The organism is Rhodococcus sp. NPDC059234 (assembly GCF_042754225.1).
Taxonomy (GTDB): Bacteria; Actinomycetota; Actinomycetes; order Mycobacteriales; family Mycobacteriaceae; genus Rhodococcus_G.
Window position 1 is genome coordinate 1 of sequence record NZ_JBHZAH010000052.1, and the last position, 24,407, is coordinate 24,407.

Consider the following 24,407-nt stretch of genomic DNA (forward strand, 5'->3'; position numbering starts at 1 on the left):
CGGGTGCGACGCGCGCACCCGCCTGCGGTTGCATTTGGGCACGAAGGCAAGCAACGTAAGCGTGCATGCTGGCCAATACTGATCGAACCGAGCAGGATTCAGGCCAACCCGACGAGAGTCCACGCCCCGTCGGCGGGCCGCGCACCGACTACGTCGTGTTCGGCGTCACCACCGCCATCGTCGCGGCCATCCTGATCTGGGGCATCGCCGCGCCCGACGGCTTCGACTCGGTCACCGGGTCGGTCCTCGACTGGCTGGTGACCAACATGGGGTGGCTGTTCATTCTGGCCGCCTCCGGATTCGTGCTCTTCGCGCTGTGGCTGGCGGTGAGCAAGTTCGGTCGCATCCCGCTCGGAAAGGACGGCGAGAAGCCGGAATTCAGCACCGTCAGCTGGATCGCGATGATGTTCAGTGCGGGGATGGGCATCGGGTTGATGTTCTTCGGTGTTGCCGAACCACTCGCGCACTTCGTCACACCGCCGCCCGGAACCGACGGTGGCGTCGGCACCGCGATGGCGACCACCATGTTCCACTGGAGCCTGCACCCGTGGTCGACCTACGCGGTGGTCGGGCTGGCGCTCGCCTACGGCACCTACCGGCGCGGCCGCAAGCAGTTGTTCAGTTCCGCATTCATCGCGTTGCTCGGTCGCCGCGCCGAGGGCCCGATCGGACGGGTCATCGACATTCTCGCGATCTTCGCGACCATGTTCGGAACCGCAGCCTCACTCGGTCTCGGCGCCCTGCAGATCGGGTCGGGATTCGAGGTCACCGGCTGGCTCGAGGAGGCCGGCACCATGCTGCTGGTCAGCATCGTCGCGGTCCTCACGCTCGCCTTCGTCGCGTCCGCGGTCTCCGGTGTGTCGAAGGGCATCCAGTGGCTCTCGAACACCAACATGGTGCTCGCGCTCGTGCTGGCGGTGTTCGTGTTCGTGCTCGGCCCGACGGTGCTGATCCTGAACATGATCCCGACGACGCTGGGCGCGTACGCCGGCCAGATCGCCGAGATGTCGGCCCGCTCTGCGGCGTCGAGCAATCCGGACACGGCGGAGTGGTTGTCGTCGTGGACGATCTTCTACTGGGCGTGGTGGATCTCGTGGACCCCGTTCGTCGGGATGTTCCTGGCCCGGATCAGTCGCGGCCGGACCATCCGGGAGTTCGTCGTCGGCGTCATCCTCGTGCCGAGCCTGGTGAGCCTGCTGTGGTTCTCCGTGTTCGGCGGCGCCGCCATCGGGCAGCAGCGTGACGGCGTCGACCTCGCGGGCCGCGGCAGTTCCGAATCTCAGCTGTTCGGGATGCTCGACCACCTGCCGCTCGCCGGGGTCTCGACGGTCCTGGTGATGATCCTGGTGGCGATCTTCTTCGTGTCCGGGGCCGACGCGGCGTCCCTGGTGATGGGCACGCTGTCCCAGCGCGGCACCATGCGCCCGACCCGCGCGGTGGTGGTGTTCTGGGGCCTGCTCACCGGTGGAGTCGCGGTCCTGCTGTTGTGGACCGGCGGCGAGGACGCACTGAACGGCCTGCAGACGATGACGATCATCGCGGCGGCACCGTTCGTCCTGGTCATGATCGGATTGTGCGTGTCGCTGTACCGCGACCTGTGTCACGACCCGTTGATCCTCCAGGCGGAGCGCACGCGGCGGCTGACGATGCCGCGCGCTCGATCCAGGTCAACGCCAGCTGGGTAGCCAGAGCTGTTGCTGCCAGGCGTCGGGGGTGATCGGCAGCGCGGTGAGGATCGGCCACAGCCAGACGAAGTTCGCGATCACCAGCCCGACGTACAGGCAGACCGCGAGCAGCCCCGTGCCGCGTCTCTCCGCCGCGTCCGTGGCCCGGCCGAGGACCTCCCCGCACACCAGGGCCAGCCCCATCACCATGAACGGCGCCATCGCGACTGCGTAGAAGTAGTACATCTGGCGGTCCATGGTCGCGAACCACGGCAGGAAGCCGGCGCCGTAGCCGACAAGCACGGCGGCGTACCTCCAGTCCCGGCCGACCAGCGTCCGCCAGAGCGCCCAGGCGAGCATCGGCAGGGCCAGCCACCACATGGCGGGCGTGCCGATCAGCATGACGGCCTTGACGCAGCTCGACGCGCCACAGCCGGTGACCTGGTCGCCCTCGGCGAAGTAGTACAGCATCGGCCGCAGGCCCATCGGCCACGTCCACGGCTTCGACTCCCACGGGTGGTGGTTGCCCGCCGAGTTGGTCAGGCCGGCGTGGAAGTCGAGCACGTTCCCGCTGTAGTACCAGAGCGAGCGCAGCGCCTCGGGAACGAAGGAGAACGATCCGCCGAACCCGATCTTCGAGCCGACCGCATGACGGTCGACGCCGGTCTCGGAGGCGAACCAGGCCCAGTACGTCGACAGGTACACGCCGATCGGGACCAGTACGAGTGCGTACAACGCAGGTCCGACGTCGCGAAGCCCCGCCCCGACCCAGGGTCGGGTGACCCCGTACCGGCGCCGTGCCGCGACGTCGAAGGCGACGCTCATCAGGCCGAAGAAGGCGATGAAGTACAGGCCCGACCATTTCGTGCCGCACGCCAGCCCGAGCATCAGACCCGCGCCGAACCGCCACCAGCGCACGCCGAGGCGTGGACCGTAGGCGGTGTCGAGGATCCGGCCCTCGGCGTACACCCGGGCCATCCGTTCGAGCACCTGGTCGCGGTCGACGATCAGGCAGCCGAACGCGGCGACCACGAACAGCGCCATGAAGATGTCGAGCATCCCGATCCGCGAGGACACGAAGGTCATGCCGTCCGCGATGAGCAACACCCCCGCGATCGCGCCGACCAGGGTCGAGCGGGTCATCCGCCGCACGATCCGCAGCACAAGCAGGACCAGCAGAGTGCCCGCGACCGCCGCGGTGAACCGCCAGCCCCAGCCGTTGTATCCGAAGATCGCCTCGCCGATCGCGATCATCTGCTTGCCGACCGGTGGGTGTACGACGAGCCCGTAGCCCGGGTTGTCCTCGAGCCAGCCGTCGGTGAGCACCTGCCAGCCCTGCGGCGCGTAGTGCTTCTCGTCGAACACCGGGGTGCCCGCGTCGGTGGGGTAGCCGAGCATCGAGAACCGGGTGATCGCCGCGATCGCGGTGACGAATGCGGTCACGACCCAGCCGCGGAAGCGGTCGGTCGGCCCGTGGTTCGGGGAAGGGGCGATCGGGCCGGGGCTGAGGAGGGTTCGACGGTCGACGGGGGGCGTCGCACGCTCGTCCGTCAACTGGGTCACCCGTCGATCGTAGGCTGTCGACCATGAATGGTTGCCTGGTCCTTGCCGCGACGCCGATGGGGGAGGTCCGCGACGCCTCGGACCGGTTGCGGGAGGCGCTCGCGACCGCGGACGTCGTCGCGGCCGAGGACACCCGTCGGACCAAGCACCTCGCCTCGGCGCTCGGCGTCACCATCACCGGGAAGGTGGTCAGCTTCTACGACCAGGTGGAGACCGCCCGGCTGCCCGCCCTGGTCGCTGACGTCGAGGAGGGGCGGACGGTGCTGCTGGTCACCGACGCCGGCATGCCCTCGGTGAGCGATCCCGGCTACCGGCTCGTTGCTGCCTGCGTGGCGAAGGACCTGCCGGTGACTTGTCTGCCCGGTCCGTCGGCGGTCACCACGGCACTCGCGCTGTCCGGACTGCCGGTCGAGCGGTTCTGCTTCGACGGATTTCCGCCCCGCAAGCAGGGGCAGCGGCGGTCGTGGCTGGAGGCGCTGGCGGCCGAGCCGAGGGCATGCGTGTTCTTCGAGGCGCCGCATCGGCTGGCGGACTGCCTGGCGGACGCCGTCGCCGTGCTCGGGGGCGAGCGACGGGCGGCGGTGTGCCGGGAGTTGACCAAGACATACGAGGAGGTGCGCCGCGGGACTCTCGCCGAACTCGCGGAGTGGGCCGCGGAGGGGGTCCGGGGCGAGATCACCGTCGTGCTCGAGGGCGCCCGTCCAGTCGCGGCCGAGCCCGAGGACCTCGTCGGTGAAGTCGAGCGGTTGGTGGCAGAGGGCGCACGCCTGAAGGACGCGTGCGCGATGGTGGCCACCGCGGGGGTGTCCAAGCGTGAGGTCTACGAGGCGGTGCTCGAGGCCCGCAAGGAGTAGCGGGACGGGTCGGGATGCGGCCCTCAGTTCGGCGGCGCCGCCATCACCATGATGAGTGCGACGGAGGCGGCGACGACGAGGGCGGCGGCGAGGGTCGGCGGGACCATCGATGCGATCTTGACGGCGAGTCTGCTCACGGTTGCTCCACGGGTTCGGGATCGGTGCGTTCAGATGACGTCGCTGCCCGGCGGGAACTACCCCTCGAACTCCTAGTTCCCGCCGGCGCTGCGTCGTGGCGCCGGTCGCCGGGCGCCGAGGTCGACTCTGCTCGCCGCAGTGAACCCGACCAATCGGTGTGCAGTGTTTGTCGGGTATCGTCCCAGTTCAACGCCGGTGAGGAACTTTTCCGCAGCGGAATTCCGCCGGGGTGAACGAGGAGTGATCGACGATGACGGATGGCCGACAGGGCGATCGCGAGGTGGGTTCGGAACCGGCCCCGCAGAGCCCACTCGCCGACCCGCCGGACGGGGACGGGGCCCTGCCGAGCGACCCGGCCGCCGAGGCGCGGCTGCTGTTCGCGGACCAGTTGCGGCTGCTGTTCGCGACCGCCGGAGGGCCTGCCCTCAAGACCGTCGTGTCGGAGTCCTCGGCGCTGGGGCGGGCGCTCGGTGCGGACAAGCAGGTCTCGGTGCAACGGCTCAGCGACTGGCGGTCGGGCAAGCGGGTGCCCGCGAGCTTCGACTCGGTGCGCCCCGTTCTCGTCGTCCTCATCCGCATCGCCCAGGAACTGCACGGTGCCCAGCCGCCCGCCCCCGGCCTGTACTCCGTCAAGCGGTGGCACGAATGGTGGCGGGACGCCCGCGAGGGCGGCACCGTCCGCGGACGGGCGGAGTCCGCCAAGCCGGTCGCCGCGGCGCCGCCGGTTTCCGGGATGCGGCCGTACCGGGGTCTCGAGCCCTACCGGGTCGAGGACGCCCGACTCTTCTTCGGGCGGAGCGCGAGCCTGCGCGGTCTCGCCGACGCCGTCATATCGGCGCAGGGCCAAGGGTTGGTCATCGTCACCGGAGCGTCCGGCGTGGGCAAGTCGTCCATGGTTCAGGCGGGGCTCGTCCCGGACCTGGCCCGCAGGGACCCCGACTCGGAGGTGGCGGCCTGCGCGAGCGTGGTGTTCACGCCGGGACCGAATCCGCTGGACGCGATGAGCGAAGCGCTGCCGGAACTGGCGGCGGTGGTCGGTCGGCCGAGCCGGGAGGGTGTGCGGCGTGCGGTGCGCGCGGCGGCGGGGCGGCTGGGGGCGCCGTCGCTGGTCATCGTCGTCGACCAGAGCGAGGAGTTGTTCACCCAGTGCGCCGACCATGCCGAGCGCGTGCGATTCCTGACCGTCCTCGACTACGCCGCGTCGACGCTCGGCTCCGGTGAGACGCCGGATGCCGCGCCGTCGGTCATCGCGACCATGCGGTCGGACTTCTACGGTCAGGCATTGTCGTACCCGGTGCTGGCAGAGGCACTCGAACGACGCAGCAAGGCGATCGCGCCGTTGACGCGAGCCGAGATGGTCGAGGTGATCACCCAGCCCGCACAGTTGATCGGACTCAAGCTCGAGTCGGGACTGGTCGACCTGATCCTCCACGACCTCGGCGTGCTGACCTCCTCCGAGGGCAGCGGGACCGTGCTGCCGCTGCTCTCGCACCTGCTGGACACGATGTGGGAGCGGCGCCGCGGCGGCGCGCTGACGGTCGCGAGTTACCGCTCCACCGGGGGCGTGCGCGGATCGGTGGCGGCCACGGCGGAACGAACCTGGGAGGACCTCGACGAGCACGGCCGGGTGCTGGCGCGCTCGATCATGGTGCACCTGGTGTACGTCACCCACACGGGCACCGACGTCAAGATTCGCCGAACCCTGCCGCAGCTGCTGGCACTCGCCGGCGACGACACGGTTGCCGGGCAGCAGGTCGTCGACCAGTTCATCGCGGCTCGGGTCCTCGTGGCGGACACCGAGAGCGTCGAGCTCATCCACGATGCCGTGATCGAGGCGTGGCCACGGCTCAAGACCTGGATCCAGGAGGACCGGTCGTACTCGGCCCTGCGCCAGCAGATCGAGGAGGACGCGACGCGGTGGGAACAGTCCGAGCGCGACAACAGCCTGCTCTATCAGCGAACCCGCCTCGACACGGTCGCCGAACACGACGGGTCGAGGGCCGCGGTCGAGGGCTTCGGCGCGGCCCGGGTCTCGTCGTCCCTGACCCCGGGTGCCTCGGAGTTCCTCGCCGCCTCGACCCAGCACGTGCGGCGCAACACCTGGGTGCAGCGGGCGGTGATGGCCGCGTTGGTGGTGTCGACCGTCATCGCGTTGGTGGCGGTGTCGATGGCGTGGACGGCGAAGAGTCGCGCCGAGTCCGAACGCAGCGCCGCACAGTTCCGTCAGGTGGTGGCACTCGCGGACTCCTTGCGGGAGTCCGACCCGACGACTGCCGCGCGCCTGTCGCTGGCCGCCTGGCAGATGCGGCCGGGGAACGACTCCGCCTACGCCGGTCTGATCGCGACCGAGTCGACTCCGGTCGGCCGAGCGCTCAGCGGGCATCAGGGTCCGGTGTACGGCGTGGCGGTGACCGGTGACGGCAAGACGATGGCCTCGGCGAGCGACGACCGCACGGTCCGGCTGTGGGACCTGACCGACCGCGCCGACCCGCGACCGATCGGGGTCCCGCTCGGTGGACCCCAGAAGTACATGGCCTCGGTGTCGTTCACCCCGGACGGCAATATTCTGGCGGCGGGCAGCGGCGACGGAACCGTGTACATCTGGGACGTCACGAATCGTTCGGAACCGAAGCCGCTGCTGGTGGCGGCCCGTGCCGGGGCCCGTACGGTGCACAACATCCGGTTCAGTCCGGACGGGCGGACCCTCGCCGCGCCGAACGACGACGGCACGGTGACGTTGTTCGACACCTCGAACCCGGCCTCGGGTGACTTTCCCAAGACGGTGCTCAGCGCGCACGCCGGCGGAGTGCGGACGGTCTCGTTCCGCGCCGACTCCGCGGTGCTGGCGACGGCGAGCGACGATCGCACAGTTCGGCTGTGGAGCATGTCCAACCCCGGCACACCGACCCCGCTGCCCTCGGTGCTCGGCGGATTCGGGGACGTGGTGCACTCGGTCGCGTTCTCGCCGGACGGCCGAACGCTCGCCGCCAGCAGCGACGACGGTGTCCTGCGGCTGTTCGACGCGACCGACGTGGCCGCGGTGCGCCCAATCGGGGTGCCGGTCCAGGCCCACACCGTCGCGATCTGGACCATCGCGTTCGCGTCCGACGGTGCGACGCTCGTCAGCGCGTCCTGGGACGGGACCGTGAAGCGGTGGTCGGTGGACCCGGCCCGCGGCAGCCTTCGCGAGCTCAGGCCCGCGCTGACGGGGAACGGCGGCGGCGTCCCCGCCCTGGCCTTGGTCTCGGACGGCGAGACGATCGTGACCGGCGGCCAGGACTCGATGGTGCGGGTGTGGACTCTGCCCCGTACCGCACTGGCCGTCTCGGAGTCCGCGCTGACGCTGCCCGCCATGTCGCGGGACGGCTCGCTCATGGCCACCGGCGGCTACGACTCGGTGATCCGGTTGTGGCGGCTGGTCGGCGGTGGCCGGGCGACGTTCGCGAGCGCGACCGCCATGCCGCGGCCCTTCGGTGGCGCACACGTGGTGGCCCTGTCGCCGAACGGTGAGCTGATGGCGACCGCACCCACCAACGGTGGGCAGGTGCAGCTGTGGGACGTACGCGACCGCGAGCACCCGCTCGCACTGGGCGAGCCGATTCTGACCCGCACGCGGTTCACCTGGGAGCTGGCGTTCAGCCCCGACGGCTCGACCCTGGCAATCGGCGACGACGACACGAGTGTGCGGCTGTGGAACCTGGCGGATCCGCAGCGGCCGGTGCCGTGGGGCGAGCCGCTGGGCGGGCCGAGCAATCTGGTCCGGACGGTCGCGTTCAGCCCGGACGGGCGGAACCTGGTGGCCGCCGATGCGGACGGCGGGATCCATGCCTGGGACGTGCGCGATCGCGCGCGCCCGACTCCGGTGGCCGTCACCACCGGCGGCCGTCGCAACGGGATCAACTCGATCGCGTTCAGCCCGGACGGGACGACGATGGTGGCGGGAGACGACGACCAGTCGGTTCTGGTCTGGGACAGGCGATCCGACGGTTCGCTCGAGATCAGGGGCGCGGCGCTGCGCGGGCACACCGGGACGGTGTACTCGGTGTCGTTCGACCCGGACGGACGGCACGTGGTCAGCGGCAGCGACGACGGCACGGTTCGACTGTGGGACGTGTCGGATGCCGATGACATGCGCGAGGTCGGCGGTCCCATCGCGACGGCGGGGAAGGGGCGGTGGCAGGTTACGTTCCGGCCGGAATCGGAGACCGTCTTCGCGGGCGACGGCGACGGCGTCCTGCGGGCGTGGCGGGTGGACGCGGAGTCGATCGTCGACCGGATCTGCTCGTCCAGCGCGGAGTTGTCGGCGCAACGGTGGACGGACTTCGAGCTGTCGGGATCCGCGCGCGGTGAGTGCGGGTCCGAATGACGCCGTGCGGCATCCGGTTCGACTCAGAAGCGGGTGGTCGGTAGCCCGAGTGACAGGATGCTCGCCGCCTTGTCCAGGCATTCCTGCCATTCGGCGTCCGGGTCGGAGTCGATGGTGATGCCGCCGCCGACGCCGAGCCTCGCCCCGCCGTGTGGATCGAACTCGACGGTCCGGATCGCGACATTCAGCTCCGTACCTGCTCGGGGCGCCGTGAAACCGACGGTCCCGCAGTAGACCCCACGCGAGCTCGGTTCCCACTCGGAGAGCAGCTGGCGGGCCCGGTGTTTCGGGCAGCCGGTGACCGACGCAGGCGGGAAGCTCGCCTCGAACAGGTCGGCGGTGGTCGTGGAGACCGGCACGGTGGCTTCGACGGTCGAGACCAGGTGCCAGACACCGGGTGCTGGATAGACGCCGAGCAGGTCGGTCACCCTGACCGATCCAGGGCGGGCGAGCCGGCCCAGGTCGTTGCGAACCAGATCGACGATCATCACGTTCTCGGCGACATCCTTGGTGGAGGCGCGGAGCAGTTCCGGATCGCCCGAGATGGGGAGCGTGCCCTTGATCGGGCTCGAGGTGACTCGGTCGCCGTCGCGGGCGAGATAGAGCTCCGGCGACAGCGAGGCGACCGCGCCCCACTCGCCCGCCACGAAAGCTGCACGCGCAGGCCGGGTCGCCTCGACCGCGTCCGCGAAGAAGTCCAGCGGATCGCCGTGCGCGCGGCCGAGGAAGTGGGTGCACACGCACGCCTGGTACACCTCGCCCTGGCGGATGGCTTCCAGGCACTGCTCGACACCGTAGCGGTGCGCGGCCCGGTCGGGTGGAGTCCAGTCGATGTGCCAGGGCCGGGCGACCGTTCGGAGCCGGGTCACGGCGGCGGACCAGTGCGGGGGGCACGGATCGTCGGTGAACGACTCGTACCACCAGCAGCCGTCCGTGTCCTGCCTCAGGACGCTGTCGGTCCAGCCTCCCGCGGCCTCGGGCAGGGTGAGGCCGGGCGCGCCGGCGGGCCGATCCGGGTACGAGCGGTAGCCGATCCACCCGCCGCCGATCGTCCCGTCGCCGGCCGCCGGGTCGACGGGCTTGGCATGGTGGGAGGTCAGGTCGAACGCCCTCGCGGGCTCGACCGCGGTGGTACGCACCGTCGGCGCGAGCACCGCCCGGGATCCGAACCAGTCGCCGATCAGGGCGGCGGGTGGGTCTTCGCCGCGCCGGGCGGCGCAGCGCGACAACTCGCGCAGCACCTCCGCCGGGGTACCGCCGTCTCCGATCCGCTCGATCTGCATCGGACAAGACTGACACGATCGCGCGCTCCGCCCGAATCGTGTGCATCACTCACCCGGCAATCGCGGGCCCGGGGGAGACGAGCGTCGCCTCGTCGGCAGCGGATCGGCCGGCGTGCCACCCCAGGGCATCGGCTGCAGAGCAGGTCATCTCGCGCATGGGGCCGAAGAGCCGGGCGACCTCCGCCCGGACGGCCTCGGCGCGGTTGGCGAGGATCGGCAGCAGGTCTCGGTACTCGACCTCCGACTCGACGACCGCCTCCGCGGTGGCAGCCTTGCCGGCCTCGGTCAGTCGCTGGCCGATGCGGACTGCGAACCCGAACAGGAAGGCCTTGCGGAAAGGTGCGGAGCGAGAACCGGTCTCGCCGGCGGTGCGCATCGCACGGTTCGCCTGGACCAGCAGCGAGGTGAACAGCATCTCGACCTGTTCGAGGTCCACCGGGGACCCGACCACCGTCGCGATGCCCAGCTGTGCGGTGAAGGCGGTCTGCACCTGATTGGCGTCGCCGATCGAGGTGAGGAGCAGAGCCTTCTGCTTCACGTACGGGTTGTCGAGGTGAATTCGCTTGCTGTGCACGACCACCCGGGATCCGGGCGCAGCGGCCTCGAGTAGGGCCGTGCCGATGGCGTACCGCGTCATCAGTTCCTGGGCCTTGGCTGTCAGCGTCTCCGCCTCCTCGGTGTACTCGGTGCTCTCGGCCTTCGCCAGCAGGCCGCGAATCTTGTTCAGTACCTTCGGGTCGGCGTTGGTCGTGCCGTCAAGAGGGTCGTCGGCACGGTGGGTGGGCCAGGAGGACGGTGGTGGGCACAGGACGTGCCAACGCGGAAGTCGCCGCCACAGGAACGTCAGTGACCCGCACTGGGTGGCGTCGATCCCGGACCGGCCGTTCACCGCCGGGTGGGTGTCGGCGATCGTGCGGAGTTGGTCGAGCCACCCCCGTGGTGCCCGCGACCACGCCCCGCTCACGTGCGCCTCGTGCAGCACCGCCCCGGCGGCGTTCCGGACCGTTGCGGCGTCGAGGGACCGGGCCGCGACGTGGACCAGGTCGGCGGGCTGCCACCCGCGTTCGTAGGCGGCGGCGAGTGCGCCGATCAGCGCGTGCCACTGCTCGTCGGACGTTTCCAGCTGTCGAATATGCGTTCGAATGCTCCCCATGGCGACAGTGTGCACCCGGGGTCCGACAATTATTGTCCGGGCAGGTGGGGGAGCCTTTTCGCGCTACTTGCCGCGGCGGATCGGACGGGCGCCGGGCGAGAGCGAGGCGCTGTCGGCCGCCGAGCGGCCCGCGTGCCAGCCGTGGGCGTCCACCGACCGGGCCCGCGCCCTCCGGGTCGCGGGGAACAGCCGGGTGAACTCGGCGTCGACCTCCGCCGACGTGGTGGCGAGGATCGGCATCAGGGCGCTCAGCGGCACGTCCTCGTCCGCGGCGGCGTCCTCGGTGGCTCGGGCGTCGGCCTCGTGAAGCCGTTGCCCGATCCGGGCGGCGAACCCGGCGAGGAAGGCCTTGCGGAAGGGCGTGGTTCGTGCGCCGCTGCGGCCCTCGGCGGCACTGGACTGCATCGATCGGGTGGCCTGGACGAGCAGCGAGGTGAACAGCAGGTCGACCTGCTGTAGGTCCACGCGCGTCCCGACGGCGGTGGCGATCGCGAGGTCGGCGGCCCACACGGTGCGCACCCGGTTCGCCTCGCTGATCGAGGTCAGCAGGTGCACCTTCTCCGTGACGTACGGGTTGTCGAGGTGAAAGCGGCGGCTGTGCACCGACGTTCGGCTCGTTGCCACCCGCGAGCGCACCAGGGTCGAGGTGATCGCGTAGCGCGTCATCAGTTCCTGGGCCTTCGCGGTGAAGGTCTCGGCCTCCTCCGCGAACTCGGTGCGCTCGGCCTTGGCGAGCAGGCCGCGAATCCGCCCGAGCATCTTGGGATCGGCGCCGTCGCCGGGCTCGGGGGCCTCGGCACGGTCGGCCGGCCATTCCCCTGGCGGCGGCAGCAGGATCGTCGTGTCCGGCAGCCGGTTCCATTCCGCCGCCAGCTCCGACAGCTGGTAGCCCAGGAACCCCGACCGGCCCGCGACGAGCGCACCCGCGAGACGGTCACCGCGAGGATCGGCGACCGGCACCCCGTCCGCGAGCCGGGCCTGATCGGGGAACTGCTCGGCGAGCGACCGCAGTTGGTCGGACCACTCCGCCGGGGCGCGCTCCGCGGCGCGGGTCTGCCGGGCCTGGTAGAGCACCGCGACCGCGGCCAACGGCGGCGGGCACTCGCCGCCGCGACGAGTCAGGTGCACCAGGTCCGCGGGCTGCCAGCCGCGCCGGTACGCGGCCGTGACTGCCGCGACGAGCGCCCCTGCCTCGGCGGACGGGCGTCCGTCGTCGAATGTGCCGCGACCCGACATGTCAGGCGGTTTCGGGCTCCACGTAGCGGGGGAACACCGGCGACGGCGCGGGCAACGGGCTGTCCGCCACGATCCGCTCGCCCAGGTGCGCGAAGTCGCGCGCAGTCTCGGACAGTCCGAGCAGGTCGAGGATCTTCGACGCGGAATCCGGCATCACCGGCTGGACCAGGATCCCGACGATCCGCACGACCTCGAGGGTCACGTACAGAACCGTCGCCATCCGAGCGGGGTCGGTCTTGCGCAGCACCCACGGTTCCTGCTGCGAGAAGTACCGGTTGGTCTCGCCGAGCACGTGCCAGATCGCCTCGAGCGCGAGGTGCAGCGCCTGGACGTCGAACTCCGCGCGGCACTTCTCGAGCAGCGCGTCGGCCTGCGCGAGCAGGGCCCGGTCGTCGTCGGTGAGTTCGCCCGGCGTCGGCACCCGGCCGTCGCAGTTCTTGGCGACCATGGTGAGCGAACGCTGCGCGAGGTTGCCCAGTTCGTTGGACAAATCGGCGTTCATCCGGGTGACGATCGCCTCGTGGCTGTAGTTCCCGTCCTGGCCGTAGGAGATCTCCCGCAGCAGGAAGAAGCGCAGCGCGTCGAGGCCGTACTGCTCGACCATCTCGATCGGGTCGACGACGTTGCCGACCGACTTCGACATCTTCTCGCCCTTGTTGTAGAGGAACCCGTGCACGAAGACGCGCTTGGGGACCTCGAGGCCTGCCGACATCAGGAATGCGGGCCAGAACACGGTGTGGAAGCGGCTGATGTCCTTGCCGATGATGTGCAGGTCGGCGGGCCAGTTCCGGGTGAACGCCTCGGAATCGGTGTTCGGGTAGCCGACACCGGTGAGGTAGTTGGTGAGCGCGTCGACCCACACGTACATCACGTGCGACGGGTCGCCTGGCACGGGCACGCCCCAGTCGAAGGTGGTGCGTGAGACCGACAGGTCCTTGAGCCCCCCGGAGACGAAGCTGACGATCTCGTTGCGCCGGGTGGCGGGGGCGATGAACTCGGGGTGCGACTCGTAGAGCGCGAGCAGCCTGTCCTGGTATGCGGACAGCCGGAAGAAGTAGGTGGACTCCTCGGTCCACTCGACCTCGGTCCTCGTGTCCGTCGAGATCCGGCTGCCGTCCTCGCGCAGGGTGGTCTCGGCCTCGGTGTAGTAGGCCTCGTCGCGCACCGAGTACCAGCCGGCGTAGGTGTCCAGGTAGATGTCGCCGGCCGCGACCATCCGCTCCCAGATCGCCTGGCACGCGAGTTCGTGATCGGTGTCCGTGGTGCGGATGAACCGGTCGTACGAGATGCCCAGGACCTTGTCCATCGCCTGGAACACGTCGGAGTTGCGCGCCGCGAGGTCGCGGACGTCGATGCCCTCCTTCGCGGCGGTCTGCTGCATCTTCAGGCCGTGCTCGTCGGTGCCCGTCATGAAGAACACGTCGAAGCCGTCGAGCCGCTTGAAGCGGGCGAGCGCGTCCGAGGAGATGTACTCGTAGGCGTGTCCGATATGCGGTGCGCCGTTCGGGTACGCGATCGCCGTGGTGATGTAGAACGGGGGCCGGGTGGATGCAGTCATGGTGCGTTTACTGTATCTGCGTGCCCAGAGATCGTCCGGCCCCGGACCTGCCCGAGCCGCTCGCGCCGCTGATCGACGCCCACACGCACCTCGATGCCTGCGGTGCGACCGATGCGGCCTCGGTGGCCGAAATCGTCGACCGCGCCGAGAAGGTCGGCGTCGGTCGGGTGGTGACCGTCGCCGACGACCTCGCTGCCGCACGCTTCGCGGTGGATGCCGCGCACTGGGACCGGAGGGTGTACGCCGCGGTCGCGATCCACCCGACCCGGGCCGACGTTCTCGACGACGCGACCAAGGCGGAGATCGAGCGCCTCGCCGCCGATCCCCGGACGGTCGCGGTCGGCGAGACCGGCCTCGACTACTACTGGCCCGGCAAACTCGACGGGTGCGCCGGCGTCGAGGATCAGGTCGAGGGTTTCCGCTGGCACATCGACCTGGCGAAGCGACTGCGCAAGCCGCTGATGATCCACAACCGCGAGGCAGACCACGACCTGCTGACGGTTCTCCTGGACGAGGGCGCGCCGGAGACCGTGATCTTCCACTGCTTCTCCTCGGACGCGACGATGGCGCTGGCCTGCGTCGAGGCGGGCTACGTGCTGAGCTTCTCCGGGACCGTCAGCTTCCGCAACGCCCGCGAGCTGCACGAGGCGGCGAAGCTCGTCCCCGACGACCAACTGCTCGTCGAGACGGATGCGCCGTTCCTGACCCCGCACCCGTTCCGGGGCGCGCCGAACGAGCCGTACTGCTTGCCCTACACGGTGCGTTCGCTCGCACAGACGCGCGGTCAGGACCCCTTCGAACTGGCCGCCGCCGCCACCGCGACCGCGAGGCGGGTCTACGGAATCTGACGGCGGCGGCAGTTCGAGGGGCTTGTCAGGACCCGGCGGTCACAGGCGAACCACGTCCAGGCCGCCGTCCTGGAACGTCGCCCGCAGCCGCTTCTTGTCGAACTTGCCGACGCTGGTCTTGGGCACCTCCTCGATCAGCGCCCAGTTCTCGGGCAGCTGCCACTTGGCGACCTTGTCGGCCAGGAAGTCGCGCAGGTCCTCGATGGACGCCCCGCTGCCCTCGCGCAGCACCACCGCCACGAGCGGCCGCTCGTCCCACTTCTCGTCGGGCACCCCGATCACGGCGGCCTCGGCGACCGCCGGGTGTCCCATCACGGCGTTCTCCAGGTCGACCGAGGAGATCCACTCGCCGCCGGACTTGATGATGTCCTTCGATCGGTCGGTCAGCGTGAGGAAGCCGTCGGCGGTGATGGTGCCGACGTCGCCGGTGCGCAGCCAGCCGTCGTCGAACTTGTCCGCCGCGTCGACCCCGTAGTACGAGCCGGTGATCCACGGTCCGCGGACCTCGAGTTCGCCGATGCTGGTGCCGTCGTGCGGGACGACGGCGCCGTCGTCGTCGACGAGCCGGGACTGCACCGACGCGGGGAAACGGCCCTGGGTGAACCGGTAGGCCCAGCGCTCGTCGCCGGTGGCCCCGGCGGGCGGCCGGGCAACGGATCCGAGCGGAGATGTCTCGGTCATGCCCCAGGCGTGCAGCACCGCGACCTGATGCTCCTCCTCGAACGCCCGCATCAGCGACGGCGGCACCGCTGCCCCGCCGATCAGCACCTCCTTCATGCTGGAGATGTCCTGCGGATGCTGCTCGAGGTGGAGGTGCAGACCCTGCCAGATGGTGGGGACCGCCGCGGCCATCGTCGGCTTCTCGGTGGCGATGATCTCGGCGAGGGGGCCGGGCTGGAGGAACCGGTCCGGCATGATCAGCGACGCGCCGATCATGAAGGCGGCGTACGGCAGCCCCCACGACATCGCGTGGAACTGCGGCACGACGGCGAGGGCGCGATCGCCCTGGCGCAGGTTCGGGCCGTCGCTCATGCACACCTGCATGGAATGCAGGTAGATCGAACGGTGCGAGTACACGACACCCTTGGGGTCGCCGGTGGTCCCGGACGTGTAGCACATCGCGGCCGCGCTGCGTTCGTCCACCTCGGGCCAGTCGAACTCCTGGGGCTGGCCGGCGAGCAGCTCCTCGTAGCTGTGCACCTGCACGCCGGCGGGCGCCTGCAGGCCCGCTGTGTCCTTGCCCGTGACGATGACGTGCTTGACCGTGGTCAGCTGCGGCAGTTGGGGTGCCAGCAGTGGGACCAGCGTGGGGTCGACGATGACGACGTGGTCCTCGGCGTGGTTGGCGACGTGGACGAGCTGCTCGGGGAAGAGCCGGATGTTGAGGGTGTGCAGGACCGCGCCCATCGCGGGCACGGCCAGGTACACCTCGAGGTGCTCGGCGTTGTTCCACATGAAGGTCGCCACCCGCTGGTCGCCGGTGACCCCGAGCCCACGCAGCGCGTGTGCCAGGGCCGCGGTACGGCGGCCGACCTCGGCGTAGCTCTCGCGTCGCGGACCCTGATCGGTCCAGGTAACCACCTCCGCGTCGGCGTGCACGGTGGCGCCGTGGCGCAGGATCTGCGCGATGGACAGTGGGGCGTCTTGCATCGTGCTCAGCATGGCAACTCCTGGTTCGTGCGTGGCCGGGCCGCGATCGGGCCCGGCCACCGGTGTGGTCCGGGTCACATGCTAGTCACGAACCGTCCGCCGTGCCGCTGGGCGGTCACAGCACCTTGCGCAGGAAGTCCTGGGTGCGCTCGTGCTGCGGGTTCCCGAAGAGGTCGGCGGGTGTGCCCTCCTCGACGATGTAGCCGTCGGCCATGAAGATCACCCGGTCGGAGACCTCCCGCGCGAAGCCCATCTCGTGTGTCACCACGACCATCGTCATGCCCTCCGCGGCGAGGTCGCGGAGCACCTGCAGCACCTCTCCGACCATCTCCGGGTCGAGCGCGCTGGTGGCCTCGTCGAACAGCATGATGTCCGGGTTCATGGCCAGCGCCCGGGCGATCGCCACCCGCTGCTTCTGTCCGCCCGACAGGTTGGCGGGCTTGGCATTCGCCTTCTCGCCGAGGCCTACCCGCTCGAGCAGTTTCTGCCCGGTCGCCCTGGCCTCCTCCTTGGTCGCGCGCTTGGTCTGCACCGGCGCCAGCATCACGTTCTCCAGCGCGGTCATGTGCGGGAAGAGGTTGAAGTGCTGGAACACCATGCCGATGTGCTGGCGCACCCTGTCGATGTCGACCTTCTTTTCGGTGAGGTCGAAGCCGTCGACGACCACCGTGCCGCCGGTGATGTCCTCGAGCTTGTTCAGGCAACGCAGGAAGGTGCTCTTGCCGGAGCCGGACGGCCCGATCACGCAGACCACCTCACCGTTGGCGATTTCGACGTCGATGCCCTTGAGTACCTCGTTTTCGCCGAACGACTTCACGAGGCCGGTGACGCGGATCTTGGGTTCGGTTGTCACGCTTGTCGACTCGCTCATGCGTTGATCCTCTTCTCGAGTCGGTTGGAGAGCTTGGTGAGCGCCATGATGATGACGAAGTAGAAGAGGCCGACGATGAGCCACATGTTGAAGGACTCGAAGTTCCTCGCGATGATGATCTTTCCGGTCTGGGTGAGCTCGGCGATACCGATCACCGACAGGATCGAGGTGTCCTTGAGCGTGATGACGGCCTGGTTGACGAACGAGGGCATCATGGTGCGGAACGCCTGTGGGAGCACCACCTTGCGCATCGACGCCATGTAGCTCATGCCCAGGCTGCGTGACGCCTCCATCTGGCCCTTGTCGACGGACTGGATGCCGCCTCGGATGATCTCGGTGATGTACGCGCCCGCGTTCAGGCTCAAGGTGATGACGCCGGCGGTGAACGCAGGCATCTGGAAGCCGAGCGCGGCGGGGATTCCGAAGTAGATGAAGAAAGCCTGCACCAGCAGCGGGGTGCCGCGGAAGATGTCCACGTAGGTGACGCCGATGCCGCGCAGGATCTTGCTGCTCGACACCCGAAGGAATCCGAAGACGAGGCCGAGCACCAGCGCGATCGCCAGCGACACCACGGTCAGCACGATGGTCAGCCAGAGACCCTTGAGCAGCTGGGGATAGGTGTCCTTGAGAAGCGAGAAGAAGTTGTTCCCGCCCTGGGCCTGTTGTGCACCCTCGCCGAGGTAGGTGTCGAGAATCTTGTCGTACTGTCCGCTGGCGCGCAGATTCGCGAGCCCGGCGTTGAACTTCTCGATCAGCTCGGCGTTCTGGCCCTTGGAGACCGCGAAACCGTAGGAGTTGCCTGCCTCCTTCGCCCCGACCGCCTTGAGTCCGTTGCCCTGCGCGATGCCGTACAGCAGCACCGGGTAGTCGTCGAAGACCGCGACCGAGTTACCGGTCTTGACGTCGTCGTACATGCTGGCCGAGTCGTCGAAGGTGACGGTGGTGAAGCCGTACTTGTCCTTGACGGAGTCCGCGAACATCGCACCCTCGGTACCCGTCTTGATCGCGACCCGCTTGCCCCGGAGGTCCTCGTAGGACTTGATGTCGTCGTTCGACTTCGCGACCGCCATCTGCACGCCGGAATCGAAGTAGGGGTTGGAGAAATCGAAGACCAGCTTGCGCTCGTCCGTGATCGACATGCCGGCGATGACGCCGTCCACCTGGCGCGACTGCAGGGCCTGGACCGCCGCGTTGAAGCCGAGCGGCTTGACCACGTAGCGGAAGTGCTGGTCCTCGGCGATCGCCTTGAGCAGGTCCATGTCGATTCCGACGAAGTCACCCTGCTCGTTCTGGAACTCGAACGGCGCGAAGGTCACGTCAGTGGCGATCACGTAGGTCTTGTCGGAATCGGTCTGTGCGGCAGCGGTTCCTGGGCCGAAAACCAGGCCGAGGAGGGCGAGGACGCCGAATAGGACGGGTAGTCGGACGAATCTGCGGCGTCTGTGTGTGCGCATTCAATTCAGCTTCCTGTTGCGTTTCGCGGGTGGTAACCCGGCGAAGACACTAACGTGCTGCGATCTCTGTGCAGGTCACGGCGCTGTGGTTGCCGAAACTCCCCCCTTTCGTTACCGTACTGTGATCGATGAAGGCCGGGGTCACCCTCCGGTAACCGACCGCACCAGGACTATTCGTGTCACCTCTCACTCGGATCAACCAGGCCGATTCGCCGCTGTTGCGGCTCGTCGTCGGGGCGCTTCTGCTCACGCTGCTCGCCGGCGGTGTGCTGGCCGTCAGCAGGCACAAGACGGTGACCGTCGATGTCGACGGCGAGTCCATCGCACTGAGCACGATGTCCACCGACGTCGGTGGCGTCCTCGCCGACGCCGGCTACACGATCGGTGACAAAGACGCGGTGGCGCCGGCCAAGGGTTCCGCGGTGTCCAACGGCGAGACGGTGGTGCTGCGCCGGGCCCGCGAGCTGACCCTCACGGTCGACGGCGCGCCGCGCACCCTGTGGACGACGGCGCTGACGGTGGACGAGGCGCTCACTCAGGAGAGCCTCGCGGGTGACGTGCACGTCTCGGCGTCCCGCTCGCAGCGGCTCCCGCTCGACGGCGCCAACCTGGACGTGATCAGTCCGAAGATCGTGAACCTCATCGACGGCGCCGCCGTCCCCGCGCCCGTGCGCCTGGCCGCGGCCACCGTCGGGGACCTGCTCGCCGCGCACGGCGTGCCGCTCGAGCAGGCGGACACCGTCGTGCCCGCCCCGGAGACGCCGGTGACCGAGGGCCTCGACGTGAAGGTCACCCGCACCCGCACCGAGAACAAGGTCGAGACCCAGCCGCTGGCCCCGCCGGAGCAGCGCATCGAGGACCCGACGATGAACATGAGCCGCACGGTTCAGGAGCACGCGGGCACGCCCGGCGTCCAGGACGTGACGTACGCGGTCACCACCGTCAACGGCGTCGAGTCCGCGCGGCACGAGGTCGCCGCCAACGTCACCACGCCCGCGCAGCCGAAGGTCGTGCGGGTGGGGTCCAAGCCCGGCACCGAGGTGCCGCCGGTGACGAACGGATCCACCTGGGACGCGCTCGCTCAGTGCGAGGCGACCGGCAACTGGGCCATCAACACGGGCAACGGCTTCTACGGCGGCGTGCAGTTCGACCAGAACACCTGGGAGCGGCAGGGCGGCCTGAAGTATGCGGCACGCGCCGATCTGGCCACCCGGGAGGAGCAGATCGCCATCGCCAGCAAGACCCAGCAGACGCAGGGTTGGGGTGCGTGGCCGTCGTGCACCAGCCGACTCGGCATGCGCTAGTCCCGCTGCGCTAGATTCACCGGGTGTCCGACGAACCCGCTGCCCCTTCCGACCTGCCCGAATCCGCTCCGCGGGGGCAGGCGGCTCTGCTCGGACCGGCCGAGGTGCGGGCGCTGGCGGCCGAGTTCGACATCAGGCCCACCAAGCAGCTCGGGCAGAACTTCGTCCACGACGGCAACACCGTCCGCAAGATCGTCGCGGTGTCCGGCGTAACCCGCGACGACGTGGTCCTCGAGGTGGGCCCGGGTCTCGGCTCGTTGACGCTGGCTCTGCTCGACGTGGTCGACCGGGTCGTCGCCGTCGAGATCGACCCGAAGCTGGCGGCCCGGCTGCCCACGACGGTCGCCGAGCGAGCCCCCGACCTGTCCGCCCGCCTGGACGTCGTCCTCGAGGACGCCATGCGGGTGCTGAAGTCTCAGGTGCCGGCCGAGCCGACCGCGCTGGTCGCGAACCTGCCGTACAACGTGGCGGTCCCCGTGCTGCTGCACCTGTTCGCCGAGTTCCCGAGCCTGCGCACCGCCCTGGTGATGGTCCAGGCGGAGGTCGCGGATCGGCTCGCTGCGCAGCCGGGCGGCAAGATCTACGGGGTGCCGAGCGTCAAGGCGTGCTTCTTCGGTCGCGTGAAGCGCGCGGGTTCCGTTGGGCGTCACGTCTTCTGGCCGGAACCGAAGATCGAGTCCGGGCTGGTCCGGATCGACCGCTACGAGAACGCGCCGTGGCCGATGGACGAGGCGCATCGCAAGCGGGTGTTCGCGGTCGTCGATGCCGCATTCGCGCAGCGCCGCAAGACCCTTCGGGCCGCGCTGGCGACATGGGCGGGCTCGCCCGCGGAGGCGGAACGTCGACTGGTCGCGGCGGGAATCGATCCGACCGCCCGCGGCGAGGTCCTCGACGCCGCAGCCTTCGTGAGGTTGGCGAGCGTCGAGTAGTCCTGGGGTTCGGTTGTGTTGAACGAATACTCAATTGGGGCAGTGGTATTCGAATCCGATCTCGGGGTGGTGTTTTGTCGCCTACGCTGTCGCCGGCGTCGGTTCGACGCCACCGGTCGGTGTGTTGGGAGCATCGTCGGTAACTCTGACTGAGGGGGTTCGTCATGTCTCGATTCACGGGACGTCGTATGGCATCCACGGTGCTGGCTACGGCCGTGCTCGCAGGCGGCCTCGTTGCCGGCACCGGCACCGCGGCGGCGTCCGCATCGGCCGACGGGTGGTCGGGGCTCGATCCACTGCAGGCCGTCGCGACCGGTTCCGCCGAAGGTGGATCGTCCGCCCGGTTCTTCGAGGATCCTTCGCTCGAGAACCTGGTCTTCCCGCTGCTCGGGATGGCCGGGGCGACCCTCTCCCTGTTGTTGCAGGATCTGGGAAGCATGGACAGGCCTTCGGGCCAGGCGTAGTCCTCCGCTGGACGAGGAGCGCCGCCGACCATCTGGTGGCCTGCGCGACCTTCCGATTCGCTGGCGCACCGTCCGCAGTCTCGTTGTGTTCAGTGAATTATCAAGTGCAGCAACAGTATGTGGATTTCCCTGCCGGGTAGGCGCCCTGCCTGCACGGTGACCGAAAGCGTGTTCGGGGTCGGTGAATCTCGATACTTCCGAAGCGCCCCACGAGCACGCCACATCGACTGGAGTTTGAACATGCTTCGTCCCGCCATGCGTCGTCTTGCATCCACGGTTCTCGTCGCCGCGGTGCTCACCGGTGGCCTCGCCGCCGGATCCGGCGCCGCTACCGCCGTCACTCCCGATGCCGGCGAGCTTCCCGCATCCGGATCGGCAGCCTCGGCCAACGAATTTGCCGGCAACGTGGCTTCGAGCCTCTTCCGGCTCGTTCTCGACCAGCTTGACGGGCTAGACCGTTCCATGGGGGGGAGTGTCTCGGGGAGTCTCATCGGTTGCAAAAAAGAGTTCTGTGGCGCGGCTCAGGTGTGATCTGCCCTCGTCAGGGTTCTGTCCCGGCATCGAATGGCGACTGGGCGCGGCCGACCGGGGGTCGCGGTGGGACTAGCAGTTGCTCGCAGCGAACACGCCCGCGAGCCTACGTTCAGCGAATCATCATGCACCGCAACAGATATTCACCCACCATCAACTGATCGGAGTATCGAAACATGCGTGGTCACAAGGGCGGGCGCCTTGCCTCCGTGATTGTTGCCTCTGCCGTGCTGGCAGGAGGCCTCGCCGCCGGGTCGGGTGCTGCGTCCGCGTCGCCCGCCGAAGCCCTCCTGCCGGTGGAGTCCGTTGTTGTGGGCTTGCCCGCCGGATCGGTGGACGGCTTCTTGGCGAACCCCGTCTATTTTCTCTTCAATCCGATCTTCGGGCTGGGTGGGAGTAGTCGGCCCTGCCCCGCTTCCCCTGGTTGCGGCCAGATGTGAGGGTGAGTCGAATTTCACCCCGGTAGTGACCATGGCGCGGCGCTGACACCGGAGCAAGCGCTAGTCGGGATCTGTTACGTTTAACGAATTATCAAGTGCGGCAACAGTACATCAGCGCCGGAGTGGGCGGCTTTCTGGCAGCACTTCCGACTGGGAGTTTGCAGACCTACCCGAACACCTTCTGCTACGGCATCGGATAGGACCGGGAGCAGGTCGTTGCGACCTGCTGCCGTGACCGGCGGCGTAGCCGTTGCTACTTGAATCGACGCAGCCGCAGGCTGTTGCTCACCACGAAGGCAGCGGCAGAGGAGATTGCTGCGACACGCTGTGGCCGGTCGTTCAACAGTGAAGGGTCTCCTGTTCTGAAGTGGTGACGGGCCGTCCGGGGGCGTCCCGGACGGCCCGCTCCTATCTGTGCCCGGCCGCGTCGAGCGCGGCGAGGTAGCCGAAGACGATCGCCGGTCCGATGGTCGCGCCGGGGCCGGCGTAGGTATGGCCCATGACCGGTGCGCTGGTGTTGCCCACCGCGTACAGGCCGTCGATGACGGTGCCGTCCGTGCGAAACGCCCGGCCGGTGCTGTCGGCGTCGATGCCGCCCTTGGTGCCGAGGTCCCCGGGTACCATCTTCGCCGCGTAGAACGGCGCCTTGGTGAGCTCGCCGAGGCTGGGGTTGGGCCGGTTCGTGCCGTCACCGTAGTAGTGGTCGTACTTGCTGTCTCCGCGATGGAAGTCGGGATCGCTGCCGGTGCGGGCGTGCCCGTTGAACCGTTCGATCGTGGCCACGAGGGCCTCTGCGGGCACCCCGATCTTGTCACCCAACTCGGCGATGGTTCCGGCCGTGACGATGGCGCCGGACTTCGTCCAGGATCGCGGCAGCGGCCGCCGGGCGGGCACGCCCGCGAACAGGTAGCGATCGCGGTAGGTCTGGTCGAAGACCAGCCACGCCGGGAGATTCTCCGCCGGACCGGTGCCCCGACCATACCGTCCGCCGAACATGGCGTGCGTGGCCTCGACATACGGCAGGGACTCGTTCATGAACCGCTGTCCGCGCTCGTTGACCATCAGGCTGCGGGGGAGTGACCGCTCGGCCAGGGCGAACCACGGACCCTTCGGCAGCGGGATCGACGGCGCCCACCACGCGTCGTCCATGTGGGAGACCGCCGCGCCGAGTCGCAGGGCGGCCGTGATCCCGTCGCCGGTGTTGGTGGGGGCGCCCAGGGTCCACTCGGCGCTGCTCGGTTCGCGTTGGTACTGCTTGCGCATCTCGTTGTTGTTGTCGAACCCGCCACAGGCCAGCACCACGCCGCGGCGGGCATGCAGGCGGGTGCGCACACCGTCGCTGTCGAGCACCACCCCGACCACGCGATCACCCTCGGTGATCAGGTCGGTCATGGCGGTGTCCAGCCGGACGGGGACGCCCGCGGCGCGCACGCCGAGCATCAACTCGGCCATGAGCGCGGACCCGAGGCCGATCAGCTTCTGCCGCCGCAGCTTTGCGAGCGCGCTTCGTGCGCCCACCTGGAGCATCCGTTGCGGCCCGCGCCAGCTGCGGAGCCCGGTGCTGAGCCAGCGGTAGTCGGACTGCTTGACCACGACGTTCAGCGGCACCTTCGTGTACGGCGGGTGCAGTGTCTCCAGGTCGTCGCCCAGACGGCGTGCATCGAACGGGACCGGCTCGCACGACCGCCCGGTTGCCCGGCCCCCGGGCGCCTCGGGGAAGTAGTCGGAGTAGCCCTTCACCCACTCGAGCTTCAGCGGCGAGTTGTCGATCAGGAAATCGAGGGCCTCCGGGCCGCGGTCGATGTATGCGGAGAGACGGCGGGGATCCACGTCGTCGCCCACGATGCTGTTCAGATACGTTCGCGCAGAATCGAGTTCGTCTGGTGGTGCCTGGCGGCGCAGCACCGAGTTTCCCGGGATCCACACCCCGCCGCCGGACCGGGCGGACGAGCCGCCCCAGTACCGTGACTTCTCCACGAGTACGGTGTCGAGGCCGTGCCTGGCCGCAGTGATGGCGGCGGCCATCCCGGCCGCTCCCGAACCGACGACGACCAGGTCGACGACGTCGTCCGGTGCGGTGTCGTTCGGCCGCGTCATCGAG

Annotated in this window: 16 protein-coding genes and 1 pseudogene; 8 read left to right on the plus strand and 9 right to left on the minus strand. The window is 69.2% G+C overall.

Annotated elements, in window-relative coordinates; translation table 11 throughout:
• The first annotated feature begins 65 nt into the window (after positions 1–65).
• Positions 66–1,685, plus strand: a complete 1,620-nt coding sequence (locus tag ACFXGJ_RS13080; RefSeq protein WP_378620142.1) for a BCCT family transporter — start codon at positions 66–68, stop codon at positions 1,683–1,685.
• On the opposite strand, the gene ACFXGJ_RS13085 is transcribed toward ACFXGJ_RS13080, so the two are convergent.
• A complete protein-coding gene (locus tag ACFXGJ_RS13085) occupies positions 1,668–3,227 on the minus strand; it encodes a dolichyl-phosphate-mannose--protein mannosyltransferase (protein WP_378620144.1) in 1,560 nt (519 codons plus the stop codon). The two genes, ACFXGJ_RS13080 and ACFXGJ_RS13085, sit on opposite strands and share 18 nt — an antisense overlap.
• 23 nt (positions 3,228–3,250) lie before the next feature.
• On the opposite strand from ACFXGJ_RS13085, the gene rsmI reads away from it, so the two are divergent.
• Complete coding sequence (rsmI, locus tag ACFXGJ_RS13090; RefSeq protein WP_378620147.1) at positions 3,251–4,081, plus strand: 16S rRNA (cytidine(1402)-2'-O)-methyltransferase; 831 nt, start codon at positions 3,251–3,253, stop codon at positions 4,079–4,081.
• 388 nt (positions 4,082–4,469) lie between these two features.
• A complete protein-coding gene (locus ACFXGJ_RS13095) occupies positions 4,470–8,585 on the plus strand; it encodes a WD40 repeat domain-containing protein (RefSeq protein ID WP_378620149.1) in 4,116 nt (1,371 codons plus the stop codon).
• A 23-nt stretch (positions 8,586–8,608) separates the two neighbouring features.
• Here ACFXGJ_RS13095 and ACFXGJ_RS13100 read toward each other — a convergent pair whose 3' ends face one another.
• From ACFXGJ_RS13100 to metG, 4 genes and pseudogenes are all read right to left on the minus strand, one after another.
• A complete protein-coding gene (locus tag ACFXGJ_RS13100; RefSeq protein WP_378620152.1) occupies positions 8,609–9,868 on the minus strand; it encodes an aminodeoxychorismate synthase component I in 1,260 nt (419 codons plus the stop codon).
• Between the two features lie 49 nt (positions 9,869–9,917).
• Positions 9,918–11,021 (minus strand): DUF2786 domain-containing protein, encoded by a 1,104-nt coding sequence (locus ACFXGJ_RS13105; protein ID WP_378620155.1) that lies wholly within the window; start codon positions 11,019–11,021, stop codon positions 9,918–9,920.
• Between the two features lie 63 nt (positions 11,022–11,084).
• Positions 11,085–12,257 (minus strand): DUF2786 domain-containing protein, encoded by a 1,173-nt coding sequence (locus tag ACFXGJ_RS13110; RefSeq protein ID WP_378620158.1) that lies wholly within the window; start codon positions 12,255–12,257, stop codon positions 11,085–11,087.
• Between the two features lies 1 nt (position 12,258).
• Positions 12,259–13,818: pseudogene (gene metG / locus ACFXGJ_RS13115) on the minus strand (methionine--tRNA ligase); the annotation flags it as partial.
• A 17-nt stretch (positions 13,819–13,835) separates the two neighbouring features.
• On the opposite strand from metG, the gene ACFXGJ_RS13120 reads away from it, so the two are divergent.
• Positions 13,836–14,663, plus strand: coding sequence for a TatD family hydrolase (locus ACFXGJ_RS13120; protein ID WP_378620160.1), 828 nt, complete (start codon positions 13,836–13,838; stop codon positions 14,661–14,663).
• 39 nt (positions 14,664–14,702) lie between these two features.
• Here the strand turns inward: ACFXGJ_RS13120 and ACFXGJ_RS13125 are convergent, their stop codons facing one another.
• The 3 genes from ACFXGJ_RS13125 to ACFXGJ_RS13135 form a co-directional block, all read right to left on the minus strand.
• Entirely contained in the window at positions 14,703–16,325 is a 1,623-nt protein-coding gene (locus ACFXGJ_RS13125) for a long-chain fatty acid--CoA ligase (protein WP_378620163.1), read from the minus strand.
• A 103-nt stretch (positions 16,326–16,428) separates the two neighbouring features.
• The gene (locus tag ACFXGJ_RS13130) at positions 16,429–17,184 is read right to left on the minus strand and encodes an amino acid ABC transporter ATP-binding protein (RefSeq protein ID WP_378620172.1); all 756 of its coding nucleotides are present in this window, start codon (positions 17,182–17,184) and stop codon (positions 16,429–16,431) included.
• Entirely contained in the window at positions 17,181–18,638 is a 1,458-nt protein-coding gene (locus ACFXGJ_RS13135) for an amino acid ABC transporter substrate-binding protein/permease (protein ID WP_378620175.1), read from the minus strand. Before ACFXGJ_RS13135 ends, ACFXGJ_RS13130 begins: the two co-directional genes overlap by 4 nt.
• A 176-nt stretch (positions 18,639–18,814) precedes the next feature.
• Between ACFXGJ_RS13135 and ACFXGJ_RS13140 the strand changes: the two genes are divergently transcribed.
• From ACFXGJ_RS13140 to ACFXGJ_RS13155, 4 genes are all read left to right on the plus strand, one after another.
• Positions 18,815–19,942, plus strand: a complete 1,128-nt coding sequence (locus tag ACFXGJ_RS13140) for a transglycosylase family protein (RefSeq protein WP_378620178.1) — start codon at positions 18,815–18,817, stop codon at positions 19,940–19,942.
• Between the two features lie 23 nt (positions 19,943–19,965).
• The gene (rsmA, locus tag ACFXGJ_RS13145) at positions 19,966–20,871 is read left to right on the plus strand and encodes a 16S rRNA (adenine(1518)-N(6)/adenine(1519)-N(6))-dimethyltransferase RsmA (RefSeq protein ID WP_378620181.1); all 906 of its coding nucleotides are present in this window, start codon (positions 19,966–19,968) and stop codon (positions 20,869–20,871) included.
• A gap of 188 nt (positions 20,872–21,059) precedes the next feature.
• A complete protein-coding gene (locus ACFXGJ_RS13150; RefSeq protein ID WP_378620184.1) occupies positions 21,060–21,335 on the plus strand; it encodes a hypothetical protein in 276 nt (91 codons plus the stop codon).
• A gap of 240 nt (positions 21,336–21,575) precedes the next feature.
• Positions 21,576–21,866 (plus strand): hypothetical protein, encoded by a 291-nt coding sequence (locus ACFXGJ_RS13155; protein WP_378620187.1) that lies wholly within the window; start codon positions 21,576–21,578, stop codon positions 21,864–21,866.
• Between the two features lie 848 nt (positions 21,867–22,714).
• On the opposite strand, the gene kstD is transcribed toward ACFXGJ_RS13155, so the two are convergent.
• Positions 22,715–24,403 carry a 3-oxosteroid 1-dehydrogenase gene (gene kstD / locus ACFXGJ_RS13160; protein WP_378620189.1) on the minus strand — a complete coding sequence of 563 codons (1,689 nt, stop codon included), beginning with the start codon at positions 24,401–24,403 and terminating at the stop codon, positions 22,715–22,717.
• Between the last annotated feature and the right edge of the window lie 4 nt (positions 24,404–24,407).